The sequence below is a fragment of the Gottfriedia endophytica genome (genome assembly GCF_017814275.1).
In the GTDB taxonomy this organism is placed as follows: Bacteria; Bacillota; Bacilli; order Bacillales; family Bacillaceae_G; genus Gottfriedia; species Gottfriedia endophytica.
In genome coordinates this window covers 158,572-180,821 of sequence record NZ_JAGIYQ010000007.1, presented here as the reverse complement: position 1 = coordinate 180,821, position 22,250 = coordinate 158,572, and the positions used below count along the sequence as shown (strand labels likewise).

The 22,250-nt window shown below is 33.8% G+C and carries 20 protein-coding genes, 1 pseudogene, 2 riboswitches and 1 other annotated feature; of the genes and pseudogenes, 14 read left to right on the top strand and 7 right to left on the bottom strand.

Annotation, left to right across the window (positions count from 1 at the left end; translation table 11 throughout):
• Positions 1-67: 67 nt before the first annotated feature.
• Positions 68-1,567, bottom strand: a complete 1,500-nt coding sequence (gene yjeM / locus J5Y03_RS12400; RefSeq protein WP_322099577.1) for a glutamate/gamma-aminobutyrate family transporter YjeM — start codon at positions 1,565-1,567, stop codon at positions 68-70.
• Positions 1,568-2,508: 941 nt separating this feature from the next.
• On the opposite strand from yjeM, the gene J5Y03_RS12395 reads away from it, so the two are divergent.
• From J5Y03_RS12395 to J5Y03_RS12370, 6 genes are all read left to right on the top strand, one after another.
• Complete coding sequence (locus J5Y03_RS12395) at positions 2,509-2,832, top strand: PadR family transcriptional regulator (RefSeq protein ID WP_209406085.1); 324 nt, start codon at positions 2,509-2,511, stop codon at positions 2,830-2,832.
• A gap of 1 nt (position 2,833) precedes the next feature.
• Positions 2,834-3,184: a DUF1048 domain-containing protein gene (locus tag J5Y03_RS12390; protein WP_209406083.1), complete on the top strand. Its 351-nt coding sequence runs from the start codon at positions 2,834-2,836 to the stop codon at positions 3,182-3,184.
• A complete protein-coding gene (locus J5Y03_RS12385; protein ID WP_209406080.1) occupies positions 3,177-3,935 on the top strand; it encodes an ABC transporter ATP-binding protein in 759 nt (252 codons plus the stop codon). The genes J5Y03_RS12390 and J5Y03_RS12385 overlap by 8 nt, the downstream gene beginning before the upstream one ends.
• 2 nt (positions 3,936-3,937) lie before the next feature.
• Complete coding sequence (locus J5Y03_RS12380; RefSeq protein ID WP_209406078.1) at positions 3,938-4,702, top strand: ABC transporter permease; 765 nt, start codon at positions 3,938-3,940, stop codon at positions 4,700-4,702.
• Positions 4,703-5,102: 400 nt separating this feature from the next.
• Positions 5,103-5,624: a hypothetical protein gene (locus J5Y03_RS12375; RefSeq protein WP_209406076.1), complete on the top strand. Its 522-nt coding sequence runs from the start codon at positions 5,103-5,105 to the stop codon at positions 5,622-5,624.
• 231 nt (positions 5,625-5,855) lie between these two features.
• Positions 5,856-6,107 (top strand) — a binding site (T-box leader).
• 67 nt (positions 6,108-6,174) lie between these two features.
• Positions 6,175-7,413: an MFS transporter gene (locus tag J5Y03_RS12370; RefSeq protein ID WP_209406075.1), complete on the top strand. Its 1,239-nt coding sequence runs from the start codon at positions 6,175-6,177 to the stop codon at positions 7,411-7,413.
• 255 nt (positions 7,414-7,668) lie between these two features.
• Here J5Y03_RS12370 and J5Y03_RS12365 read toward each other — a convergent pair whose 3' ends face one another.
• From J5Y03_RS12365 to J5Y03_RS12345, 5 genes are all read right to left on the bottom strand, one after another.
• Complete coding sequence (locus tag J5Y03_RS12365) at positions 7,669-8,181, bottom strand: cupin domain-containing protein (protein WP_209406073.1); 513 nt, start codon at positions 8,179-8,181, stop codon at positions 7,669-7,671.
• Between the two features lie 57 nt (positions 8,182-8,238).
• Positions 8,239-8,859, bottom strand: a complete 621-nt coding sequence (locus J5Y03_RS12360) for a methylthioribulose 1-phosphate dehydratase (RefSeq protein WP_209406071.1) — start codon at positions 8,857-8,859, stop codon at positions 8,239-8,241.
• On the bottom strand, positions 8,859-9,509 hold the full coding sequence (locus tag J5Y03_RS12355; protein WP_209406069.1) for a 2-hydroxy-3-keto-5-methylthiopentenyl-1-phosphate phosphatase: 651 nt from the start codon (positions 9,507-9,509) through the stop codon (positions 8,859-8,861). The genes J5Y03_RS12360 and J5Y03_RS12355 overlap by 1 nt, the downstream gene beginning before the upstream one ends.
• On the bottom strand, positions 9,506-10,711 hold the full coding sequence (locus tag J5Y03_RS12350; RefSeq protein ID WP_209406067.1) for a 2,3-diketo-5-methylthiopentyl-1-phosphate enolase: 1,206 nt from the start codon (positions 10,709-10,711) through the stop codon (positions 9,506-9,508). The genes J5Y03_RS12355 and J5Y03_RS12350 overlap by 4 nt, the downstream gene beginning before the upstream one ends.
• Positions 10,712-10,780: 69 nt before the next feature.
• A riboswitch (SAM riboswitch) is annotated at positions 10,781-10,890 on the bottom strand.
• Between the two features lie 78 nt (positions 10,891-10,968).
• Positions 10,969-12,132 carry a pyridoxal phosphate-dependent aminotransferase gene (locus tag J5Y03_RS12345; RefSeq protein WP_209406064.1) on the bottom strand — a complete coding sequence of 388 codons (1,164 nt, stop codon included), beginning with the start codon at positions 12,130-12,132 and terminating at the stop codon, positions 10,969-10,971.
• 143 nt (positions 12,133-12,275) lie between these two features.
• Here J5Y03_RS12345 and J5Y03_RS12340 point away from each other — a divergent pair, with 143 nt between their 5' ends.
• The 6 genes and pseudogenes from J5Y03_RS12340 to J5Y03_RS12315 all read left to right on the top strand — a co-directional run bounded on the left by J5Y03_RS12340 (position 12,276) and on the right by J5Y03_RS12315 (position 19,121).
• Positions 12,276-13,061, top strand: a complete 786-nt coding sequence (locus tag J5Y03_RS12340; RefSeq protein WP_245208876.1) for a carbon-nitrogen family hydrolase — start codon at positions 12,276-12,278, stop codon at positions 13,059-13,061.
• Positions 13,062-13,169: 108 nt separating this feature from the next.
• Positions 13,170-13,329, top strand: a riboswitch (SAM riboswitch).
• 110 nt (positions 13,330-13,439) lie between these two features.
• Positions 13,440-14,609 carry an S-methyl-5-thioribose kinase gene (gene mtnK, locus J5Y03_RS12335; RefSeq protein WP_209406062.1) on the top strand — a complete coding sequence of 390 codons (1,170 nt, stop codon included), beginning with the start codon at positions 13,440-13,442 and terminating at the stop codon, positions 14,607-14,609.
• Positions 14,610-14,612: 3 nt separating this feature from the next.
• Positions 14,613-15,665: an S-methyl-5-thioribose-1-phosphate isomerase gene (mtnA, locus tag J5Y03_RS12330; protein ID WP_209406060.1), complete on the top strand. Its 1,053-nt coding sequence runs from the start codon at positions 14,613-14,615 to the stop codon at positions 15,663-15,665.
• Between the two features lie 146 nt (positions 15,666-15,811).
• A pseudogene (locus tag J5Y03_RS12325) lies at positions 15,812-16,777 on the top strand (sugar ABC transporter substrate-binding protein); the annotation flags it as partial.
• Positions 16,777-18,147, top strand: a complete 1,371-nt coding sequence (locus J5Y03_RS12320; protein ID WP_209406056.1) for an ATP-binding cassette domain-containing protein — start codon at positions 16,777-16,779, stop codon at positions 18,145-18,147. The pseudogene J5Y03_RS12325 and the gene J5Y03_RS12320, both read left to right, overlap by 1 nt.
• Positions 18,144-19,121 (top strand): ABC transporter permease, encoded by a 978-nt coding sequence (locus J5Y03_RS12315; RefSeq protein WP_209406054.1) that lies wholly within the window; start codon positions 18,144-18,146, stop codon positions 19,119-19,121. The genes J5Y03_RS12320 and J5Y03_RS12315 overlap by 4 nt, the downstream gene beginning before the upstream one ends.
• A 217-nt stretch (positions 19,122-19,338) precedes the next feature.
• Here the strand turns inward: J5Y03_RS12315 and J5Y03_RS12310 are convergent, their stop codons facing one another.
• Positions 19,339-19,980 (bottom strand): hypothetical protein, encoded by a 642-nt coding sequence (locus J5Y03_RS12310; RefSeq protein WP_209406052.1) that lies wholly within the window; start codon positions 19,978-19,980, stop codon positions 19,339-19,341.
• A 358-nt stretch (positions 19,981-20,338) separates the two neighbouring features.
• On the opposite strand from J5Y03_RS12310, the gene J5Y03_RS12305 reads away from it, so the two are divergent.
• Both J5Y03_RS12305 and glnA read left to right on the top strand, forming a co-directional pair.
• Complete coding sequence (locus J5Y03_RS12305) at positions 20,339-20,740, top strand: MerR family transcriptional regulator (protein ID WP_209406050.1); 402 nt, start codon at positions 20,339-20,341, stop codon at positions 20,738-20,740.
• A 167-nt stretch (positions 20,741-20,907) separates the two neighbouring features.
• A complete protein-coding gene (gene glnA / locus J5Y03_RS12300; RefSeq protein ID WP_209406048.1) occupies positions 20,908-22,242 on the top strand; it encodes a type I glutamate--ammonia ligase in 1,335 nt (444 codons plus the stop codon).
• Positions 22,243-22,250: the final 8 nt, after the last annotated feature.

The following is a 22,250-nucleotide window of genomic DNA, read 5'->3' as shown; positions in this document are numbered from 1 at the left end:
GAGGGGGATATAAAGAAAAAAGGTTAACTTAGTTCGTAAAAAACTAAGTTAACCTTAGATATTATGTTTAAGCAGCTTTATTTTGCTCTATATCTTTCTTACGTTCACCGCGATTATAGATTAATAATGCAGCAATTGTGAAGAAGATTGGACCAGCAATCATATATAACGTTGAACCAATATCTCCACTAAATGCAGGTTGAATGATGGTAAAGATGTTAGCAAATCCTACTAATATAACAACTGTATAGGAAGCAATTAACCCAGTTTTATTAGATTTATAAACAACAAATGGTTTTTCAATCGCATTATTCTTTTTAAATTTAGGGAAAGCTAATGCTAAAAATAAAATTGGTAATGTCATTGCTACGTTAGTCATTAATGTAATTTTATTAAAGAAAGCTGACGCACTATCTCCACCAAATGAAACCATTAATACAATGATACTAACAACTGCAAATTGTACCCACATTGCATTGACAGGCATTCCATTTGCAGATTCTTTTGTCCAGCTCTTAGGCCAAAGTGTTTTTGGTGTACCTTGTATAATCGTTTTTAATGGTGAATAGATTAACGTAAAGAATGATCCTGAATAAGCAAGGAACATTGATAAACCTGTAATACGAGCAAACCAAGTACCAATTTCTTTAGCAGTAGAAACATCAATTCCTAAAGCAGTACCAAGTTTAAAACCTAAATTATTCATTAAAACATATGTGATATTTCCTAAGTTAGTTGTACTTAAACTTAAATCAGTAGACCAATGAGCAGAAATACCAGATACAAAAATACCAATTGAGTACCCAATTGAAATAATTAATGCTGAAATTGCAATACCTTTAGGGAAAGTTTTCTCAGCATTTTCAGTTTGGTCTACAAGACCACCTACCGCTTCGATTCCACCGTAAGCAAAAATTGCAAAAACGACAAATGATAATACAGCCAGAGGCGTACCATATGAAGTGTTCGGTGAATGAGTGAAAGAATGAATACTAGTAATTGGCTCAGCTAATTTACCGCCATTTAAGAATAAAATCACTATACTTACAAGTAATAATGCTAAGTTTAAGCACATGATTGCAATTCCGCCAATAGAAGAGATTTTGCTAATTTTTTCTAATCCTTTAGATGCAAAGAATGTAACGAATGCCATCCATGCAACTGCTAATAAACCAATTGTTTGTGTTGAAGATAATCCGAAAAATGACCATGTTTGAGTTTGGTCAGCACCGAAAATAGCAGTTGAAAAAGGAATCCATATTTTATTTGAAGTACTAACCATGTAAATAACATAAGATGCAAACCACATAAAAGTACCAATAAAAGCAAATTTAGGTCCTACAGATTTTGACATCCAAGAATAAATTCCGCCTTTTTCGGTTTTAAATGCAGCACCAAATTCAGCCATCATAAAAGCATAAGGGATAAAGAACAATAATGCTGACAATACATACCAAGGAATTGCACCATAACCCATTAAATAATATGCAGTAGGAATGTTGCCGAAACCAAAGACAGATGTAAACACCATTAATATTAAGCTAATAAGTGTCATTTTTTTTGTCACGAATTTCAAACCTTCTTTCTTTGTAAGGTATTTCACAAATAATTCAAAAATACTAAATCATATATTAAAATAGTAAAATCAAAGAATATTTGGATAGTAAAATATTAATTAAAGAACCATTAAAAATTAAGTACAAAGAGTAGTTTACACAATACTATTTGTTAAATCAATAATCGTAATTTATTTTTATTAATAAAATATACAATATGTAAACGCTTAAATGGTAGTTATTATAAGATTTATAATTAGTAGAATATTCTTTTTGGATAATATTTATTCATAATCTATGTGGAAAAGAAATGGTTAATTAATTCCGATGGTGGAGAAAAAAGTGGGGAGAGGTTAAAAAAAGGCACGAATGAAATAAGTTTAAACCTACTATAATTAGAAGAGGATACTATATCAAATGTTATAGAATAGTTCCTCTTCTTTTTACATTATGTACGGGAATACGAAAGGTGGAGGAGTGCAGGGGTTTATTACATTTAGGTAAAAACAAAACATTTTTAATTTTTTTTTACTTAACTACTTGATAACCTCGCTACTCGGTGATACTATGTAATAGTACTAAGTAGTAATGAATATCTGTAACACTAAATAGTTGGAAGTGTTTTTAAATTTATTTTATAAAACGTGTATCAATTCCGCTACTTAGTAATACAATATACTATTAATAAGTAACACTGAATATCCGTAACACTAAATAGCTGAAAAGTGTTCAATTAAAAAGTAATAAATGAAATCCTAGATGCATAAGCTATTTAGTATTACTATCTCAAGTACTAAGTGATACTGAATATCTGTATTACTAATTAGATGGGAAGGTGGTTTTATTAAAATACTATTCAATATTTTTGCCCCTCCGCTACATCATGTTGCAGTTTACTTTTACTAAATAGACATAAAATTAATTTAACTAAATAATTATGGAGTTGTATGCAATGGAAAATTTAACAGAAATGCTTAAAGGTTCATTGGAAGGGTGTGTACTTGAAATCATCAGTCGGGGTGATACTTACGGCTATGAGATTACCCGCCTCCTTAATGATCTGGGATTTACAGAGGTTGTCGAAGGTACAGTCTACACCATTTTGGTACGGCTTGAAAAGAAAGAATTGGTAAATATTCAGAAAAAACGCTCTGAAATGGGCCCGCCTCGTAAGTTTTATTCATTAAACGAAGCTGGGCATGAGGAATTACAACAATTTTGGAAAAAATGGGATTTTGTTTCATCAAAAATAAATACCTTAAAGGAGGAAAAATAAAATGTTAGACTTTCTGAAAAAAATGGTTGGAGATAAAAAAGAATATAAGGCTATGATGGAAAGGGTGGAAAAATTTCCAGAGGATTATCAATTCGTATATAAAAAAATTCAAGGATATATGTGGAATTTTGCTGCGGGAAACGGTTATGATATGTTGCAAATTCAATATGAATTAATTGATTTATTTGAAGCCGGCGCGGCAGATGGTAAACAAGTTTTGGAGATTACTGGCGAAGACGTTGCTTCCTTCTGTGATGAACTATTGGAAAATGCCAAAACTTACACTGCTAACTGGAGTAAGAACCTAAATGAAAGTATCTTGAAAGAATTGGGAGGGAAGAAAGATGAGTAATCTTGCTGTTTCAGTAAGAGAACTTGAAAAATCCTACAAAAATGTCCCAGTATTAAAAGGTGTGAATTTTGAAGTAAAAAAAGGCAGTGTTTTCGCTTTATTAGGCTCAAATGGTGCCGGTAAAACCACTATTATTAAAATTTTAACTACTTTACTGCAAGCAGATAGAGGTGTAATTGAAGTTTGTGGTACCAACCTTCAAACAAACCCCGGGCAAGTACGTGAGAAAATCAGCCTAACCGGACAAAATGTGGCGGTAGATGATATTTTGACAGGGCGGGAAAATCTCGACCTAGTAGCAAAACTTCGCCACTTGCCTGATCGAAAAAAAGTTGTGGAGGAAAGCCTACGTCGCTTTGATTTACAAGAAGCTGGCGATCGAGCACTTGCTACTTATTCAGGCGGTATGAAACGACGCTTGGATTTAGCAATGACAGTACTTGGCTCACCGGAACTTGTTTTTCTTGATGAGCCTTCTGTCGGACTTGACCCCGAAGTACGTTTGGCTTTGTGGGATGTGATTCGTGGAATGGTGAAAGCTGGTATTACCGTTTTTCTGACTACCCAATATCTAGAAGAAGCCGAACAACTAGCTGACAGCATTGCTATTTTGCATGAAGGAAAAATTCTCGTACAGGGCACAATGGATGAGCTAAAAGCAATTCTTCCGCCTAAAAAAGTGGAATATGTGGAAAAACAGCCGACACTTGAGGAAATTTTCCTCACTGTTACTGCAAAGAAGGGAGAATAGTCATGAGCGGAAAACATTTTTTCAGCGATACTTTTACCATGAGCAGTCGGGTGATGAAACATTCACTACGAAGTGTTGACACGATTATCACAACGATTCTCATGCCGATTTTGCTTATGCTTGCTTTTGTCTATATTTTCGGTAGTGCCATGACAATGAATAAAGTTGAATATGTGAATTTTATCGTACCAGGTGTATTGCTTATGTGTATTGGAAATGGGATTGCCTATACAGCAGTTCGAGTGAATACAGATATGACTAGAGGTATTTTTGACAGATTCCATTCTATGCCAATCGCCAAATCATCCATATTGGGAGGGCATGTCATATCTACTTTACTATTAAACTTATTATCAGTTATTGCAGTGATTCTCATTTCTTTTCTCATGGGATTCCGTCCTCACGCTGATTTTGTGGAGTGGCTACTAGCAGCGGGTATGATACTGCTCACCATTTTCGCTTTTACTTGGATGGCGGTGGCATTCGGGCTTATGGCAAAATCTTATGAAGGTGCGAGCGTGTTCTCTTATCTGCTATTGGGGCTGATGTTTGTAAGTTCCGCCTTTGTTCCAACAAATAATATGGGGAGTGGACTTCGGGCTTTTGCCGAAAATCAGCCGATGACACCCATTGCCGGGAGTGTGCGTTCACTTTTGGCTGGCCACCCAGTATCTGGTGAGATTGTAACAGCAGTGTTATGGTTAGTGGGAGTTGGGATTTTGTTTTATGTGATTTCGATGAATGTGTATAAAAAGCGAATGAAATAGAATGGCGAAGTACAGACTAGAGATTTCTTTCAGTCTGTACTTTTTTAATTTGAATAAAATGTTATTTATGAATATCTTCACCTAACGAGGAAATTCATGGAAATTTGATAGGATCGTGGATGAAGAAGGTGGTAATTTATTTTGATGTTATTGTAGTAAACGGCAGATTAATGAATGGACATTTTAGTTTGAATAGGGGAGAAATTAAAGGATTATTCACCCTTAATATTTAATATCATTATATTAGGACATTTATTGTAAGGTGTGTTTCTAATTATGGAAGTTGTTGTAGAGTTCCTCGAAAATTTAAATTATGATCAATTTAGACTGGGTTCAATTTTTTCGCTTTGGAGGAGCTAGTAGAGTTAAATATTTAATCTGGTGTAGGGGAGAAACTATAATGAAAAAATGTCTCATATTGAGTATAGCTTTACTTATTTGTGGACTTGTAATGGGTTGTTCTAAGTATGGTGGACAATCCAACTATTCTAGCTTATCTCAAAATGAAATTAAGCAATTTGTTAGTCAGAAAAAAATTGAACCATTATCAATAGAGGATGTTCAAAATTCTACATTGATATTATATGAGAATGGCATTTATGGTCTCTCCAAAGAAAACGGAAAAATAATAGAAAACCAAACAGGTTGGGTAGGTAACAGCAAAGAAAAAGTGATAATAGGTATGACAAGCACAGGTAGTCCTCACGTATCTGTAATTATAGAAGATAAAAATCTACTTAAAGAAGCAAATGAAGTCAAAGTTGTATTTAGTGATGGTAAATCTGTAACAAAACCTTTTGAAGGAAAGCGTGGTTTGTTAGTATTTTATGATAAAAATAAAAGTAATTTAACTATTAATGATGGAATAGAAATATCGATCTTTAATAAAAAGGGTATTGTAATTTACAAACATACACTCTAGAAGAGATTTTATGGAATAAGGGGACTATTATGTAATAGGGGTGCCTTTAAGTTTAATTAAATGGAAAGGTTATCAAAGCTTCTTTATATAATTAACGCATGAGATAGTTGTACAAAAATAAGGGCTGAATGATTATTTCTTATTTCACTATCTGGCAGTTTAGTGAAATAAGGAATTAATAAAAAACAGTAGACAAATAAGACAGAAAAGTTATAATAATATGAAAATAATAAAAAAACTTTGAAGAGAAGAGTAAATAGAATTCATTCATTCCAGAGAGCTCCAGGTGCTGAAAAGGAGTATGAATGATCCATTGAAGCAAGACTCTGAGTTTCATATCGGAACCAATAATGGCGATGGTATGACAGGGGCTCCTGTTATAGAGCATGGGTATGTTTAAAATGTACTTAATGAGGTTAATGTGATGACATATTAACAAACTGGGGTGGCACCACGATACGTTAGTGTAAACTCGTCCCCAAGACTACGGTCTTGGAGGGCGAGTTTTTTTATTTGTACAAATTAAAAATATTAATGTAGAGGTGTTAAAATGAAAAAAAATAAGATGAATATTTCTTGGAAAAACCCATTGCTTTTACTATTTGGAATAGGCATTTCAAATATCGGAGATTGGATTTATTTAATCGCACTAAATCTAATTATTATGGATATGACGAAATCTGTTTTGGCTATATCCACTCTTTATGCCTTGAAACCTCTAGCAACAATACTTACTAACCTATGGGCAGGTAGTTTAATTGACCGATTTAACAAAAGGAATTTAATGGTACTTTTGGATATTTTGAGGGGATTATTACTATTCTTATTACCAAGTATATCATCTGTCTTTCTGATCTTTGTCATCGTATTTATCGTCAATATGGGAAGTTCAATGTTTTATCCAACATCAATAACTTATATAACTAAATTAATTCCACAAAATCAGAGGAGTCGTTTTAATGCTTTGCGTAGCTTAGTTCAATCTGGTGGCTTTCTAACCGGACCAGCTATTGCAGGACTACTTTTTATGATTGGCACACCCATGTTCGCTATTAATATTAATGCTATCTCATTTATTATTTCAGGAATTGTAACAGCTTGTTTGCCGAATTTGGATAAGGTAGCAGTGAGAAATGTAAAAAATGAGAAGCTCTCCATCGAATTAATTAAGAAAGATTTTACAGAGGTTTTAAAATTCAGTCGTAAATCAATCTATGTTATGACTATTTATTTTTTGTTTAATAGTTTATTAGTTTTGACGGCTGCTGTTGATTCATTAGAAGTAAAGTTTTCAAAGAGCGTACTTCATTTGAGTAATACAGAATATGGTGTTCTAGTAAGTATTGCTGGCGCAGGAATTGGTATAGGTGCAATTATTAATACAATTTTTGCAAAGAGACTACATCCCTCTTGGCTAATGGGGATGGGGACAATTTTTTTATCATTAGGATATATCATATATTCATTTTCTAATTCTTTTTCAATGGGTGGGTTCGGATTTTTCTTATTATCATTTGCGTTGTCTTTTGCAAATACAGGATTTGATACATTTTACCAATCAAACGTAAATGTTAAGATAATGGGAAGAGTTGGAAGTATTTATGGTTTTTTAGAGGCAGTATTAGTGATAGTTTCAACCATACTAATCGGGTTTTCTACTCACTATGGATCAATTAAAATGTCAGTAATTGCTGGTAGTTTTATTATGCTATTTTTAGCACTTTTATTAGGTGTATTTATTCTCCTCCCTTCAAGGGAAAACTATTTCAGAAGTATTGGATATAAATAAAGTTTTTATAATTTAGTAAAAAATAATTTTTGTTCTTATTGAACGCATGCTTTATAGTAAATGAGGTCAAATGTAGTGCAAAAAGGATAGAATTGCAAACACTTTCTTCTACTTTTCTATCCTTCTTTTTACAGCATTTAAATGCGTGTCATTAAATATAAACACTTATATATAAATAATTTTATTCATTTACTTAACTTTCAATTAAAAATCTATTCTAGAGTTCTTTAATTCATCAATTATATTATGTTGTCTTTATTCGTAAATTGGCATCCAGCCTTCAGTTGTCACAAAAAGCCTAATTGCTACGACTTTACGATCATCTGCTAATGTAAAATAATGACGTATATTTGGTGGAACAGAAATTAAATCACCTGGCTCTAAATTCACATGAAAAAATCCTTCAGAACCTTGAATAATAAATGCACCGTGGCCACTTACGATGAAACGCACTTCATCATCAGTGTGGTGATGCTCACGATTGAAATTTTTAAGTAACTCCTCTAGATTAGGAGTTGATTCTGAAAGTGAAATAACATCACTAGCTAAATACCCTCGACGTTCGGATATTACTTTAATGTCATTTTCAAACACTGATAAGATTTCTTCTTTTTCTAAATCACTTAATTGAAATTTTTCCCTTAACTGTTCTGGAAGGTTAGTAATATTCCAATTTTCATAGATGACATTTTGCTCCTCTAAATAAGCTCTTACTTCTGTTTCACTAGTAATTGTGAAATCTCTTTCTTTAACATAAATTGTTGCCATTTCCATCTTCCTTTCATTTATACGTATTGTTAATTAGTTCCTAATTGGAATCTTCTTTTAAACTGACAAACTAGTCGGCTTTGATTGTAAAGTAAGCTGAAATAAAAACTCATATGCTTCTAATTGTTTTTTTGCTTCAAATGCTGTTTCAGCCCAAACCGTAATCCCATGGTTGTGGATCAATACTGCTCCATGATTTCCGTTAATATGAGGTAAGAAAGCTTCACCTAAAGTAGGGATATGTGCATGGTTAGGAATAATCGGGATACTTATTTCAGCATTTTCCTCCCAAAGACCAAGGGCTTTAATTATTTCACTTCCAGAAAAGGAGACTTCCTTATTAGTAGGGAAGGATTGTGTAATCAGATTATTCGCGATCGTATGAACATGGAGAACACAACCAGCATTTGAATTTTTGTAAATGAGTTTATGTAATATTGCTTCAGCGGATGGATTTTTTGTTTGATCCCAAATTGACTGTTCATTTTCATCTACGACAAGGAAATCACTACTAGAATGGATGGTCTTATCCTTTCCACTTGCTGTTACTAAAAACAGGAGGGGATGATCGTTTACTTTTATTGATAAGTTACCACTCGTTCCTAGGAACCAATCTCGCTTTGCAAGTGTCTGTTTAATTTCTTTAATTTCTTCTAAACGGGTAAAAAAATGTTCCATTAAATCACCTTCTTAGTTAATGACTGTAAAATATCGTAAAAATCGTTAAAAGGTTCGTAAGGTAAACTAAGTTCCTCACATTTTTCTTTTAAAAAATCTCTAGCAAAGATAAAATCTGCTTGTTTGGCAATTTGTAAATCTGTGACTGAATCCCCAATGACAATGATTTTATCTTCTGCTGAGCTTAATCTTCTCATAACACTTGGTTTACAAAGCCCGCAGTCATTCTCGCATTGTTCATCGCAAGAATGTTCCCAATGGATTTTTACGGTTTCGCCCGAGAAATCAGTTCGATTGCATACGATTTGTTCAATCGGTAAATAGTCAGCTAGAATCGGATAAACGAAGAAATCTAATCCACCACTAACGATTGTTAATTCATAATCTTCTGAATCTAAAAACTGAACAAAGTCATGAAATCCATCACGTATAATTGTATTTGACAGAATGTATTCAGTCATATCTTTCTGATAAGCTGAAGGGATTGTAGAAAACATTGTTTCTACACCTTTACGAATTGAAATAGTTCCATTTAATACCTCATCTTTTATCGGACGGATCGAAGGAGGCGCAAATTGATTGATTAGCGAAACAATATTATCTCCTTCCGTAATCGTTCCATCAAAATCGCAAAATACTTTTATTGTCATGATCTTACTCCCCATAATTCAATTGCTTTTTGTAAAGAAGGTGCTTGGTTAGCATAATCTTCTAGTGTTATTCCTGATAAAGTAGCCGCTATTGCTTCTCTAAATGCTTTACCTCCACCAATTGGTCCATCAGGATGTCCGTGGACACCACCTCCAGCATTAATTACTTGTTCATTCCCAAAATCAGCGATTAATTGTGGGACAAGTCCTGGGTGAATACCTGCAGATGGGACAGGAAAGGTCTTAAGCAATCCATTTGGTTCAGTAAGATATTCTGCTATTTTTAAAGTCTTAGATTTTTCCATAGAAACGCTTCCGTATGGAGAAGGGAACAAACTAAAATCTGCTCCAGCTAATCTGACTAATTTTCCTAATAATAGACTTGATTCGATTCCATAATCTGGTGAAGAAGTAAATGCTCCTGAAATAGCAGGGTGGGCCATAATTGGAACCGAAATGTCGGGATCTTCAACAAGAGATTGAAGAACATCTAAACCATAAGCAAATACGTTAAATAAGAAAATATCTGCACCTAATTCTGCAGCACGTTTTGCTTTTTCCTTTAATTCAAATGTACGACCAGTTAAATTAACAGCATATAAAGTTCGCTGTCCATTTGATTCGAAAACTTGTTGTAAAATATTTTTTCCTTGTACGACTCTTTCCTCGAGAGAAGTACAAGTATCAAATAATATCTCGTCATCTTTAATTAAATCTACACCGCCAAGTGCCTGGTTGCGTAATTCCTCACCGATATAGTTAAGGTCACGACCAATCACTGATTTGAAAATACTCATTAACAGAGGGCGATCAAAAACTTGTAATTTTTCACGAATCGCACTAATTCCAAACTTTGGCCCTGGAAATAAAGCAAGTAAATCATTTGAGAAATGAAGATCGATTAACTTAATTTCACCATCTAAAGAAAGCTTTCCAAATACAGTTGTTAAAATAGCAGGCAAATCAGCGGTAAAATTATGGCTAGGATAAAATATTTCAATGATTCCTTTTGTTCTATTTCCAGCTGATTCATCAACACGGACAGAAGTAACTTTCCCTTTATGCTTTAGTAATTGTATTTGATCGTTTTGAGGTAAATTTGTCCATGAGCCAACAGTTAATCCAAGTGCGATTGACTCAGCTCTTTTTTCTAAGTTAGCTACTTGATCATAAATTTGATATGTTGCGATGATACCACTCACTCGTTTTCGCCTCCTAAAAAGTAATTTTAAAAAGAAAAAACCTCTCACAAAGGAGAGGCTTTTAGCAACTCCTTATCTTTCAGCAAAATTGCTGCAAGAATTAGCACCGTGCCATAAATGACTATGGTCGGTTGCCGGGCTTCATCGGGCTTGTTCCCTCCACCTACTCTGAATAAGAAGATATTTAATTTTGAATTTTCAACTTAAGAGGATTATTCCACGGCGAACTACTAATTGTCAAACAAAATTTTTATATTTTAGAAAATTTCTAGTTTTTGAAGTCTATGAACTGCTTCGGATAATTGCGATTCATCTGTCAATAAACCTACGCGTATGTATCCTTCACCATGTTCACCAAAGCCATTACCAGGAGCCACTGCAATATTGACATTTTCTAGTAAATAATCAGCAAATGATTGTGATGTAAATCCTTCAGGGACAGGTAACCATGCGAAAAAAGATCCTTGAGGAGCAGTAACATCCCATCCTAAGCTCTTACATCCATCAATAAAAACATTTCTTCGTTTTTCATAAATTGCCAATAATTCAGCTACACATTGTTGAGAACCTAGTAAAGCTTCTGTTGCGGCATCTTGGATTGCTGGAAATAAACTAACGTATAAGTGATCTTGAAGAAGGTTAATCGTTTCAATGATTTCTGCATTTCCAACTGCAAATCCTACACGCCATCCAGCCATATTATAGGTTTTCGATAACGTATAAATTTCAATTCCACATTCTTTAGCCCCAGGAGTTTGTAAGAAACTAAGAGGCTTTTTCCCATCAAAACCAAAAGCTCCATAGGCAAAATCATGACAAACTACAATGTCATTTTGAGTAGCAAATTCAACCGTTTTTTCAAAGAATTCGCTGGTTGCAGTTGCACCCGTAGGATTATTTGGATAGTTTAAAAATAATATTTTACTAGCTTCACTAACATCGTTAGGTATTAAATCATAATCTGGTAAAAATCCATTTTTCTCAAGAAGAGGCAACATGTATGGTTTGGTTCTGGATAATGAAATACCAGATAAGTAATCTGGGTAACCTGGATCAGGTACTAGAATTGTATCACCCGGATCACATAAACAAAGAGGTAATTCAACTAACCCTGCTTTGCCACCAAATAATATTGCTAATTCCTTTTCTGGATCTAATTCAACCCCATATTCTGAATGGTAAAATTCACTTACAGCCTCTTTAAAGCGTTTTGTTCCTCGAAAAGGTGAATACCTGTGAGATGTTGGATTTAATGATGATGAATGTAAAGCAGAAATAATATGTTCAGGAGTTGGTTGATCAGGATTTCCCTGACCTAAATTAATAACATCTCTGCCTTCATTAACGGCTTTATTTACTTTTGTAACAAGTGATGCGAAAAACTGACTTGGTAATTGCTCTAATAATTGGCTTCTTTTCAAACAAAACACCTCGATTTTAAAATTATAATCTAAAAATTTCACATACCGTATGGTTTAATGAATAGTTTTTTGTTGCAATAATACAAATCATCATATAAGCTACTTGGTAAATTGTAAATAAAATTTTGAATAGGATGATTAGTTTGTTAACAATTTCGTGTGTTCAAATGGATGTCGAATTAGGGAATACAAGTGTTAATTTAAAAAATGCGATCCAAAAGATTGAAGAGGCTGTTCATGCTGGTGCAAATGTAGTTGTTTTGCCTGAACTATGGACAACAGGATATTGCTTAGATGTAATTGAAAAGCATACGGATGAGCAAGATGAAGTGATTGAAACCTTAAAAAAAATAGCAAAACAAAAATCAATTTGGCTCGTGGGTGGTTCTCTGCCAATCAAAAAAGAAACTGGCGTTTTCAATGAATTAGTCATAATTAATTCAGCTGGTGAATTAATTAAAACATATGATAAAGTTCATTTATTCCAACTAATGAACGAGCATCACTATTTACAAGCAGGAACATCTGATGCATTTTTTGAAATAGAAGGATACAAAACTGCCGGATTTGTTTGTTATGATTTGCGTTTTCCAGAATGGATGAGAGGGCATGCTATTGGCGGAGCAAAACTATTGTTTTTTGTAGCACAGTGGCCTGTTCAGCGAATTCAGCATTGGGAAATTTTATTAAAAGCTAGAGCGATTGAAAACCAATGCTTTGTAGTAGCTTGTAATAGAGTAGGGAAAGACAAGGATAACACCTTTGGTGGAAATTCGTTAATCATTGACCCTTGGGGAGAAGTGCTCGCAAAAGGTGGAATGGAAGAAGAAATATTAAATGCACAAATTAATTTAGAAAAAGTGCAAGAGATACGTAATACAATACCAATTTTTGAAGACAGAAAAATTGATTTATATAATAAATTCTAAAAAATCTGTTGACATTTGAATTTTTGCTAAATATAATTCAACTTATCCCGCGAAGATAAGTGGGGGATAACTGAAAAATAGCTTTATTAAAATTGAATAGTCGATTAACTCTTATTTTGAGTAGGCGGAGGGATTTGGCCCGATGATGCCCAGCAACCGACCGTAATACCATTGTGAAATGGGGCGTTTAGTAAAACGCCTGAGCGAAAAGCTCAGTAAGGCACGGTGCTAATTCCAACAGAAAGATTTTCTTTCTGGCAGATAAGAGACGAAAATGGCATATTTTTTAACCTCTTTTCGTCTTGAAAAGGGGTTTTTTATTTGTATTTTTTAGTTTTGAAGATTAGCTTCACATTTAGATAATAGGGGGAAATAGTAATGTCAATCACTCAAGAGAAAAAATATAAATCATTAACTGAGGAGACTGCCATCAGTTTTTTACAACAATTAGGATATTTGGAAAATGAAGTATGTGAATGCGTTGAAATTGGAGATGGAAATTTGAATCTAGTATTCCAAATCAAGGCAGTAGGGAAAGAGAAAGGGTACATTGTTAAGCAAGCATTACCATATGCAAAAGTTGTTGGGGAAAGTTGGCCACTCACAATTAAAAGAGCTACGATCGAAAGCCAAGCGATCGAACTATATAACAAATTAATCCCTGAATTTGTCCCGAAATTCTATCATCATGATGAAGAACAAGCCATTACGGTTATTGAAGATTTATCGGATCTAGACATTCTTAGAAAAGGGTTAATTTTAGGGGAATCATATCCTTTGCTTCCAAAACACATTGGGGAATTTTTAGCTACTACACTGTTTTATACGTCTGACTTTGGCGCTTCACCAGCTAGGAAAAAAGAATTGGAAAAATTATTTAACAACCCTGAGTTATGTGATATTACTGAAGGCTTAGTATTTACGGATCCATTTTTTAATAGTGAGACAAATAATTTTGAAGATGAATTAAAAAATGTCGTTCAAGAAATATGGGATGACGAAGAGCTTCAAGTAGAAGTGGCAAAACTAAAATTAGGTTTTTTCACAAAAAAAGAAGCATTAATTCATGCTGATCTTCACACAGGTAGCATATTTACTTCAAGTTCAGAAACAAAAGTTATTGATCCAGAATTTGCGTTTGTTGGGCCGGTAGGTTTTGATTTAGGTCAAATTCAAGCAAACTTGCTCTTTCAAGTGTTTACTAGATTAGAAAATAAAAAAGAGATTCTTGATAGTTTAGTTGAAATTGAAAAAGTATTTAATGAAACATTCACTAATCTTTGGAAAGAGCATACAGAGTACCCATTGAATAAAAAAGCCGTTTTACATACAACCCTAGATAATTATTGGATTGATGCAATCGGAGTGATTGGGTGCGAGTTAATTCGTAGAAGTATTGGTTTAGCACATGTAGAAGATGTGGAATCACTACCACTTGCGAGAAGGCTAGTCGTTAAAAAGCGTATCCTTCAATTTGGAGTAACTTGCATCAAAAATAGATTCAAAATTCGTAATATTGAAACTTTAACACGAGAATTAGAGGTGTAAAACATGACAATCGTACAACGAATTCCTCAATCATTAATTTGGGAAGAAGAACGCCTAAGAATTTTAGATCAAACTTTACTGCCAACTGAAATTAACTATTTTTATGCAACTACGTTGGTTAATGTAAGAGATGCAATAAAAAAATTACAAGTTCGAGGAGCTCCTGCAATAGGAATTGCAGCTGGATATGGTTTGTATTTAGGAGTAAATGAAATTGATTGTGCAAATTTAGAAGATTTTCATGAAAAAGCTCGTCAATTAGCAGATGAACTGATAAGGGCTCGTCCAACAGCTGTTAATTTAGCATGGGCAATCGAGAGAATAATCAATAACAGTAAATTAGCGAGAACGGTTAACGAAGCGAAGTTAATCATTTTAGAAGAGGCGATAAAAATTCATTTGGAGGATGAATCAATCTGCAAAACAATTGGTGAGAATGCTTTGTCCATTTTAAAGGATGGTCAAAAAGTATTAACGCACTGTAATGCAGGTAGTATTGCAACAAGTCGATATGGAACTGCACTTGCGCCGCTTCATTTGGCGAAAGAAAAAGGGTGGACAATTTCTGCTTATGCTACAGAAACAAGACCAGTTTTCCAAGGTGCTAGATTGACCTCTTGGGAGTTACAGCAAAATGGAGTGCCTGTAACATTACTGACAGATAATATGGTCGGCTATTTACTTCAACACCATGGAATTGATGCCGTGATTGTTGGGGCAGACCGGATAAGTGCAAATGGAGATACTGCTAATAAAATTGGAACTTTACAGTTAGCGATTCTAGCAAACTATTATCAAGTACCGTTCTATGTTGCAGCACCTCTTTCGACAATTGACCTTTCGATTGAAACAGGAGATGAAATTGTCATTGAACAACGTGATTCAAGAGAAGTTACACATATTGGAGAAATTCAAATTGCACCAACAGATATTAATGTGTTAAACCCAGCTTTTGATGTAACACCTTCAAACTTAATTACAGCAATTATTACAGAGAAGGGGATTGTATCGGAAAACTTCAAAGAAACATTTGTTAAATGGGGGAATGAAAATTGAAGAAATTATTAACTTTACTTGCTGCAAGTGCAGTGTTAATGACTGCTTGTGGAAACGAACAAGCAGATGTAACGAAAAAATCCACATCTTCAAGTCATCAATCTAAAAGTTCTGTAGCAGTATCTAGTTCAGCAGCTAACTCAAAAATTCCAGATTCAGTAAAGAAAAAACTGAAAATAGCTTTAGTGATGGAATTTTCAATCGGAACGTTTTCATCTCAATATATTGAAGGTGTAAAGAAACAGGTTGAAAAATTTGGTGGAGAAGTTCAAGTTTATAATGCCGATAATGATTTATCAAAAATGGCTTCTAATCTAGATACAGCTATCAACTCAAAAGTAGATGGAATACTAATTGATCATGGAAGAAAAGAGGCATTAGAAGCTGGGGTGAAAAAAGCGATTGCAGCTGGAATCCCTGTTGTTTCATTTGACAATGATGTGAATTTACCAGGGGTTACTTTGATTGATCAAGATGATTATATTTTGGCTTGGGATAGTCTGAAAAAATTAGCTGAAGATTTAAATGGAAAAGGAAATATTGCAACCATTTGGGTAGGTGGTTTTACACCGATGGAACGTCGGAAAGTAATGATTGATGCCTTTTACAAACGATACCCTGGGATTAAAGAAGTTGCTAGATTTGGAAATGCGACAAGTAATACAATGTTAGATACTCAAACGCAAGTTGAAGCACTTCTAAAAAAATATCCAAAAGGAACATTAAATGCAATTTTTGCAACATGGGATGAATTTGCAAAAGGTGCAACGAAAGCAATTGAACAAGCAGGAAGAACAGATGTAAAAGTATATGGAATTGATTTAAGTGATGAAGATTTACAATTAATACAAGAAAATAATTCACCATGGGTAGCAACAGCCGCGATTGATCCTGCAGAAATAGGAGAAGTACAGTCACGTTTTCTTTATCAAAAAATTGCAGGTGAAACAACACCAGATATTTATTCGTTAGAGCCAAAATTAGTTGAAAAAGATGAGTTACCATCATCACCAATTAAAATTAGTGATCTTTCTAAAATAAGTAAAAATTGGATTCCTTCAACAGCTGCAACTTCCCCGTGGATGGAAAAACTTGAGAAGGAGAATAAGTAATGTCCATCTTGCTTCAAAATGTTTCGTTTCGATACCAACAAGAAGAAGTGTTGAAAGGGATTGAACTGAAATTTGAAAGAAATAAAATTTATGGGTTTGTTGGGTTAAATGGAGCGGGTAAAAGTACATTAATGAAGCTTATTGCAGGAAAGTTAAAAGCTGAAAAAGGAAGTGTGATTTTTAGTGGTAAAGAAACAATTGGGTATGTTCCGCAAGAGGTTGATGAAGGATTAGTCCAATACTTATCAGTTATTGAAAATTTAGTTGTTGCATCGCAAAAAAAGTCTAACAAACTATTTTTTAATAAGAAAAGAAGTATTGAATCTGTAGTAAATCAGATTAAAGAGTGGGGCATTAATCTTCAATATGAAAAACTTGTAAAAGAGTGTTCCATTTATGAAAAACAAATGATCCTAATTGTAAAAGCGTTGCTTGAGGATGCATCCTTTCTATTATTTGATGAACCAACTTCTTCGTTAGGAAATGAGGAAAAGAAAGCATTTTTCTCATTACTAAGTAGGCTGAAAGAGAAAGGTAAGGCGATCATTTTAATTCTTCATCATTTAGAAGAACTTTTAGAAGTAAGTGATGAGGTCATTGTATTGAGAAATGGAAGTGTAACTTTTAAAGCAGATTCAAAAGAAATTTCGATGGATGAGCTTTATGAAAATATGGTAAATATTGATTCCGTATTTGAAAAAACGTCAAAGCCACAAAAAGAGGTTGCGTTTGAATTTCAAACAATAAAGTTGCGCGAGAAAACCAAACCTTTTAATTTGAAAATTCATGAAGGTGAAGTTGTAGTGATCTATGGAGCAAATGGAAATGGAAAGTCTTCTTTAGCTAGAACGTTATGGGGAATAGGTAATCCATATTCAATAAAAACTCAAAAAGAGACTCAAAGAATTACTTCTCCACTTCAAGCTAAAAAAGCTGGTTTAGCATTTGTTCCAGAAGAGCGAAGAAAAGAAGGGTTATTCTTAGATTTTTCCATTAAAGATCACTTATCTCTATTTAATAGTGGATTGAAAAAGAATCTTCAAGAAATAAAACTTGCAAATGAATGGATCGAACAATTTCAAATTACACCTAAAGACTCCGGAAAAGAAGTTAAATGGTTAAGCGGTGGAAATCAACAAAAAGTTAGTATCGCAAAATGGAATTCGAAAGAAACGAGATGCTTCCTATTAGATGAACCATTAAAAGGTGTTGATTTATACGCAAAACAATCAATCTTTCGCTTTTTGAATGAGTTTTGTTGTAATGGAGGATGCGTATTTTATTTTACAAATGACTTAGAGGAAGCTCGATTAATTGGTGATCGAATTTATCAGATTGAACATGGTGTTTTAATGGAGGGGACGAAGTGACAGAGTGGGTTCAGACACAAGGGAGAAAAGTGGTTGTTGATTATGGAGCGTTATGGATATTAGTGATTGTAATTGGATTTTTCTCATTTTCTTCTAGTTCATTTTTATCCTATAGTAATCTTAGTGATATACTTCGTTCAATATCGATCGTGTCACTTTTAGCAATAGGAGTGACGTTTAGCTTAATAATAGATGGATTAGATTTATCAGTTGGTTCAATTGCGAGTTTGAGTACAATTGTTGCTGCATATTGTCTAATCGTTTTGAGACAAGAATTACTTATTACATTATTGTTACCGATTATTTTCGGTATCGTAATTGGATGTATTAATGGACTGTTTATTACGAAAGGGAAATTAGCAGACCTTCTTGTTACATTAGCGATGATGTATGTCGTAAATGGAATACAATTAACCATTACGAAAGGTTCATCAATATATGAAGGAATGAGTATAAATAATAAAGTTGTTACTGGACATTTTATTCCATCATTTTTATATATTGGGCAAGGGTCCATTATGAATATTCCAGTTGCAGTTATTATTATGGGAGTATGTGTAATAGGTACTCATATCTTTCTAGAAAAAACAACATATGGAAGAACGTTCTTTCTTATTGGAGGAAACAAACAGGCTGCTTATTTATCGGCGCTGCCTGTGGACCGATACAGAATTTATGCTTATATGATCAGTGGTTTTTTTGCTGCACTAGCTGGCATTGTTCTTGCTAGTCGCGTTGGTACAGGGCAAGTTTCTGCTGGTAGCCCGTTACTAATGGACAGTATAACAGCTGCATATATAGGGATAGCGTTGTTTGGAAAAGGAAAACCGAATGTAATTGGCACTTTTTTAGGTGCATGTTTAATGGGAATACTATTAAACGGATTTACAATGTTAAATGTCCCTTATTACTCTCAAGATATTATTAAAGGGATACTTTTAATTGGTGCAATTTTATTAGCGAAAAGAAATTAGTAAAGAGGCATTCTCAGTAAAGATATTCTGACTTCGAATTAGTTATTATAGTGTGATTCCATTTCATTGGCACTATAGAAATGAAGTTAGAGTTTACTTTATTGAGGAGATGCCTCTTTTTTAGTTTAAGTTTGTAAAAAATGTTCCTATTTAATTAGTAGTTAGTGGGTTGGGACTCCAAAAAATATAGGATAGCTACATATCCTATAACACCAGTTTAATTGCAGCGCTCATTTTTTCTGATTCGGAAGAAACAAATGACATACACTAATTCAGTAACAAACGAATACAAAATACCTAGGCTAACGGGTACCGCTATTATTTCAAATACCTTTTTTAGTGTTCTTTTTGCTATTTCTAAATCAAATGTGTTATCAAGTGGTATTCCTTTTAGTTCTGATAAAAAATGCACAACAAGATAAATAAAGATACAACCCCAAACAATGATACTCCCCATCCGAAGACCAAAAACAGTCCAAAAAATCTTTTTGTATGAACCGGTATATTGCTTTAACACACAATAGGTGAAATTTAGAAGAAGAATCGATGAAAATACATCGATACAATTTACAATGAAATGGATAAATGAACTATCAATGAATACAAAAATAGCGGAAACAATAAATGAAACAGTATAAATGATTATAGCTTTTTCTTTAAACCAAACTTTTTCTTCTGCGATTTTTGCATAGGTAATCGGATAGAGCGGGAAAAATGGAATCCAAGCAAGCGCAATGTATCCTCCACCTAGTCCTTCTTTTGAAGCAAGTGTTGCAAGTGACATGCGATGTAGAACATACAAGACAATCATCCCAATTCCGCAAATAGTTAATGAAATAAATAATAAGTTTAAACCCAAACCATCAACTCCTTTCTTTATGAATATTTATTACATGAAAAATTAAATAATTCCTTTTTAAATAGAAAGAAGCGATTTTAATGGAAATTATCAAATGCATTTGAAATGAAAAATGGGGTGCCGAGAACCGCAATGAAGTACGAGAGATGAGGAGCGGTTTGTCCACCAAAAGGGAAAGGATTCTTGTGAATACCAACAATATAGATTAACAGTGTTTTTTTAATTTGTAGGTAATTTCTCGTAACGATTTGCATAAGATAAAAAATCAATAAATTTCATGTTAGAAAACCTAACACGGTGTTGACACTTTACCTTACATGAACTAAAATAGCAATAGATACAAGAAAGGAATGGTTTGATGAATGATCAAGTACGTCGTTCTACACCACTATTTCCTATAGGAATTGTTATCTCATTAACTGAATTATCAGCTAGACAAATTCGATATTATGAAGAAAATAGCCTAATAAATCCTGCTAGAACAGATGGGAATAGACGATTATTTTCATTTAATGATGTAGATGTATTATTGGAAATCAAGAGATTGATTGAACAAGGCTTAAACATGGCTGGCATTAAAGAAGTTATGAAACTTAAATTGGCAGAAACCACAAAAGAGCCTGTTAACGGGCAACAAGCTTTAGAGAAAAATATTTCTGATGATCAATTACGCAAAATGCTCAGACAAGAATTGCAACATGCAGGCAAGTTAGGTCGTACATCGTTACGACAAGGTGATATGTCTCGCTTTTTTCATTAATTTATGTAAAAAATTTAAGATGAGTGTATCGCAATTAAGTGAATTGATGATGATAAGAGTAATAATTGGATAGGAATAAAATAGAAAGTAAAAACACAATCTGACTTTTCTATTTTAAAATATAAAAACACTAAGAATGTCTTTACATGTGGAAGGGGAATGTTAAAATGTCAAAGTTTTCAAAAGAAGATATTTTCAGAATTGCGAAAGAAGAGAATGTAAAATATATCCGTTTGCAATTTACTGATTTACTTGGAATTATTAAAAACGTTGAAATCCCAGTAAGTCAGCTTGAAAAAGCATTAGATAATAAAATGATGTTTGATGGTTCTTCAATTGAAGGTTTTGTTCGTATTGAAGAGTCAGATATGTACTTATTCCCTGATTTAGATACATGGGTTGTATTCCCTTGGACTGCTGAAAAAGGAAAAGTGGCACGCTTAATCTGTGACATTTATAACGCAGACTTAACACCATTTGAAGGAGATCCTCGTAACAACTTAAAACGTATTTTAAAAGAAATGGAAGCTTTAGGGTTTACTGATTTTAACTTAGGACCAGAGCCTGAATTCTTCTTATTTAAATTAGATGCAAAAGGTGAACCAACTCTTGAATTAAATGACAATGGTGGTTACTTTGACTTAGCTCCTACAGACCTTGGAGAAAACTGCCGACGTGATATCGTTCTTGAGCTTGAAGAAATGGGATTTGACATCGAAGCATCTCACCATGAAGTTGCTCCTGGACAACACGAAATTGATTTCAAATATGCTGGTGCTCTAAAAGCATGTGATGACATTCAAACATTTAAATTAGTAGTAAAAACAATCGCACGTAAACACGGCTTACACGCTACATTCATGCCAAAACCATTATTTGGTGTTAACGGATCTGGAATGCACTGTAACTTATCATTATTCACGAATGGTAAAAATGCATTCTATGATACAGAAGGTGAATTACAATTAAGTGATAATGCACGCCACTTTATCGCTGGTATCTTAAAACATGCACCAAACTTTACAGCGGTAACGAATCCAACTGTAAACTCTTATAAACGTTTAGTGCCTGGTTATGAAGCACCTTGTTATGTTGCATGGTCTGCACGTAACCGTAGCCCATTAATTCGTATTCCTGCATCTCGCGGTTTAAGTACACGTGTAGAAGTACGTTCAGTTGACCCAGCTGCTAACCCATACTTAGCATTGGCTGTATTATTAGCTGCAGGTCTTGACGGAATCAAAAATAAACTAGAAGCTCCAGCTCCAGTTGATCGTAACATCTATGTTATGACAAAAGAAGAGCGTGAAGAAGTTGGTATCATCGACTTACCAGCAACTTTAGCTGCAGCATTAGAAAACTTAAAAGCTGATGAAGTTATTACATCTGCATTAGGTGATCACTTATTTGAACACTTTATTGAAGCAAAAGAAATTGAGTGGGATATGTTTAGAACACAAGTTCATCCTTGGGAACGTGACCAATATATGTCTATGTATTAATAGACGAA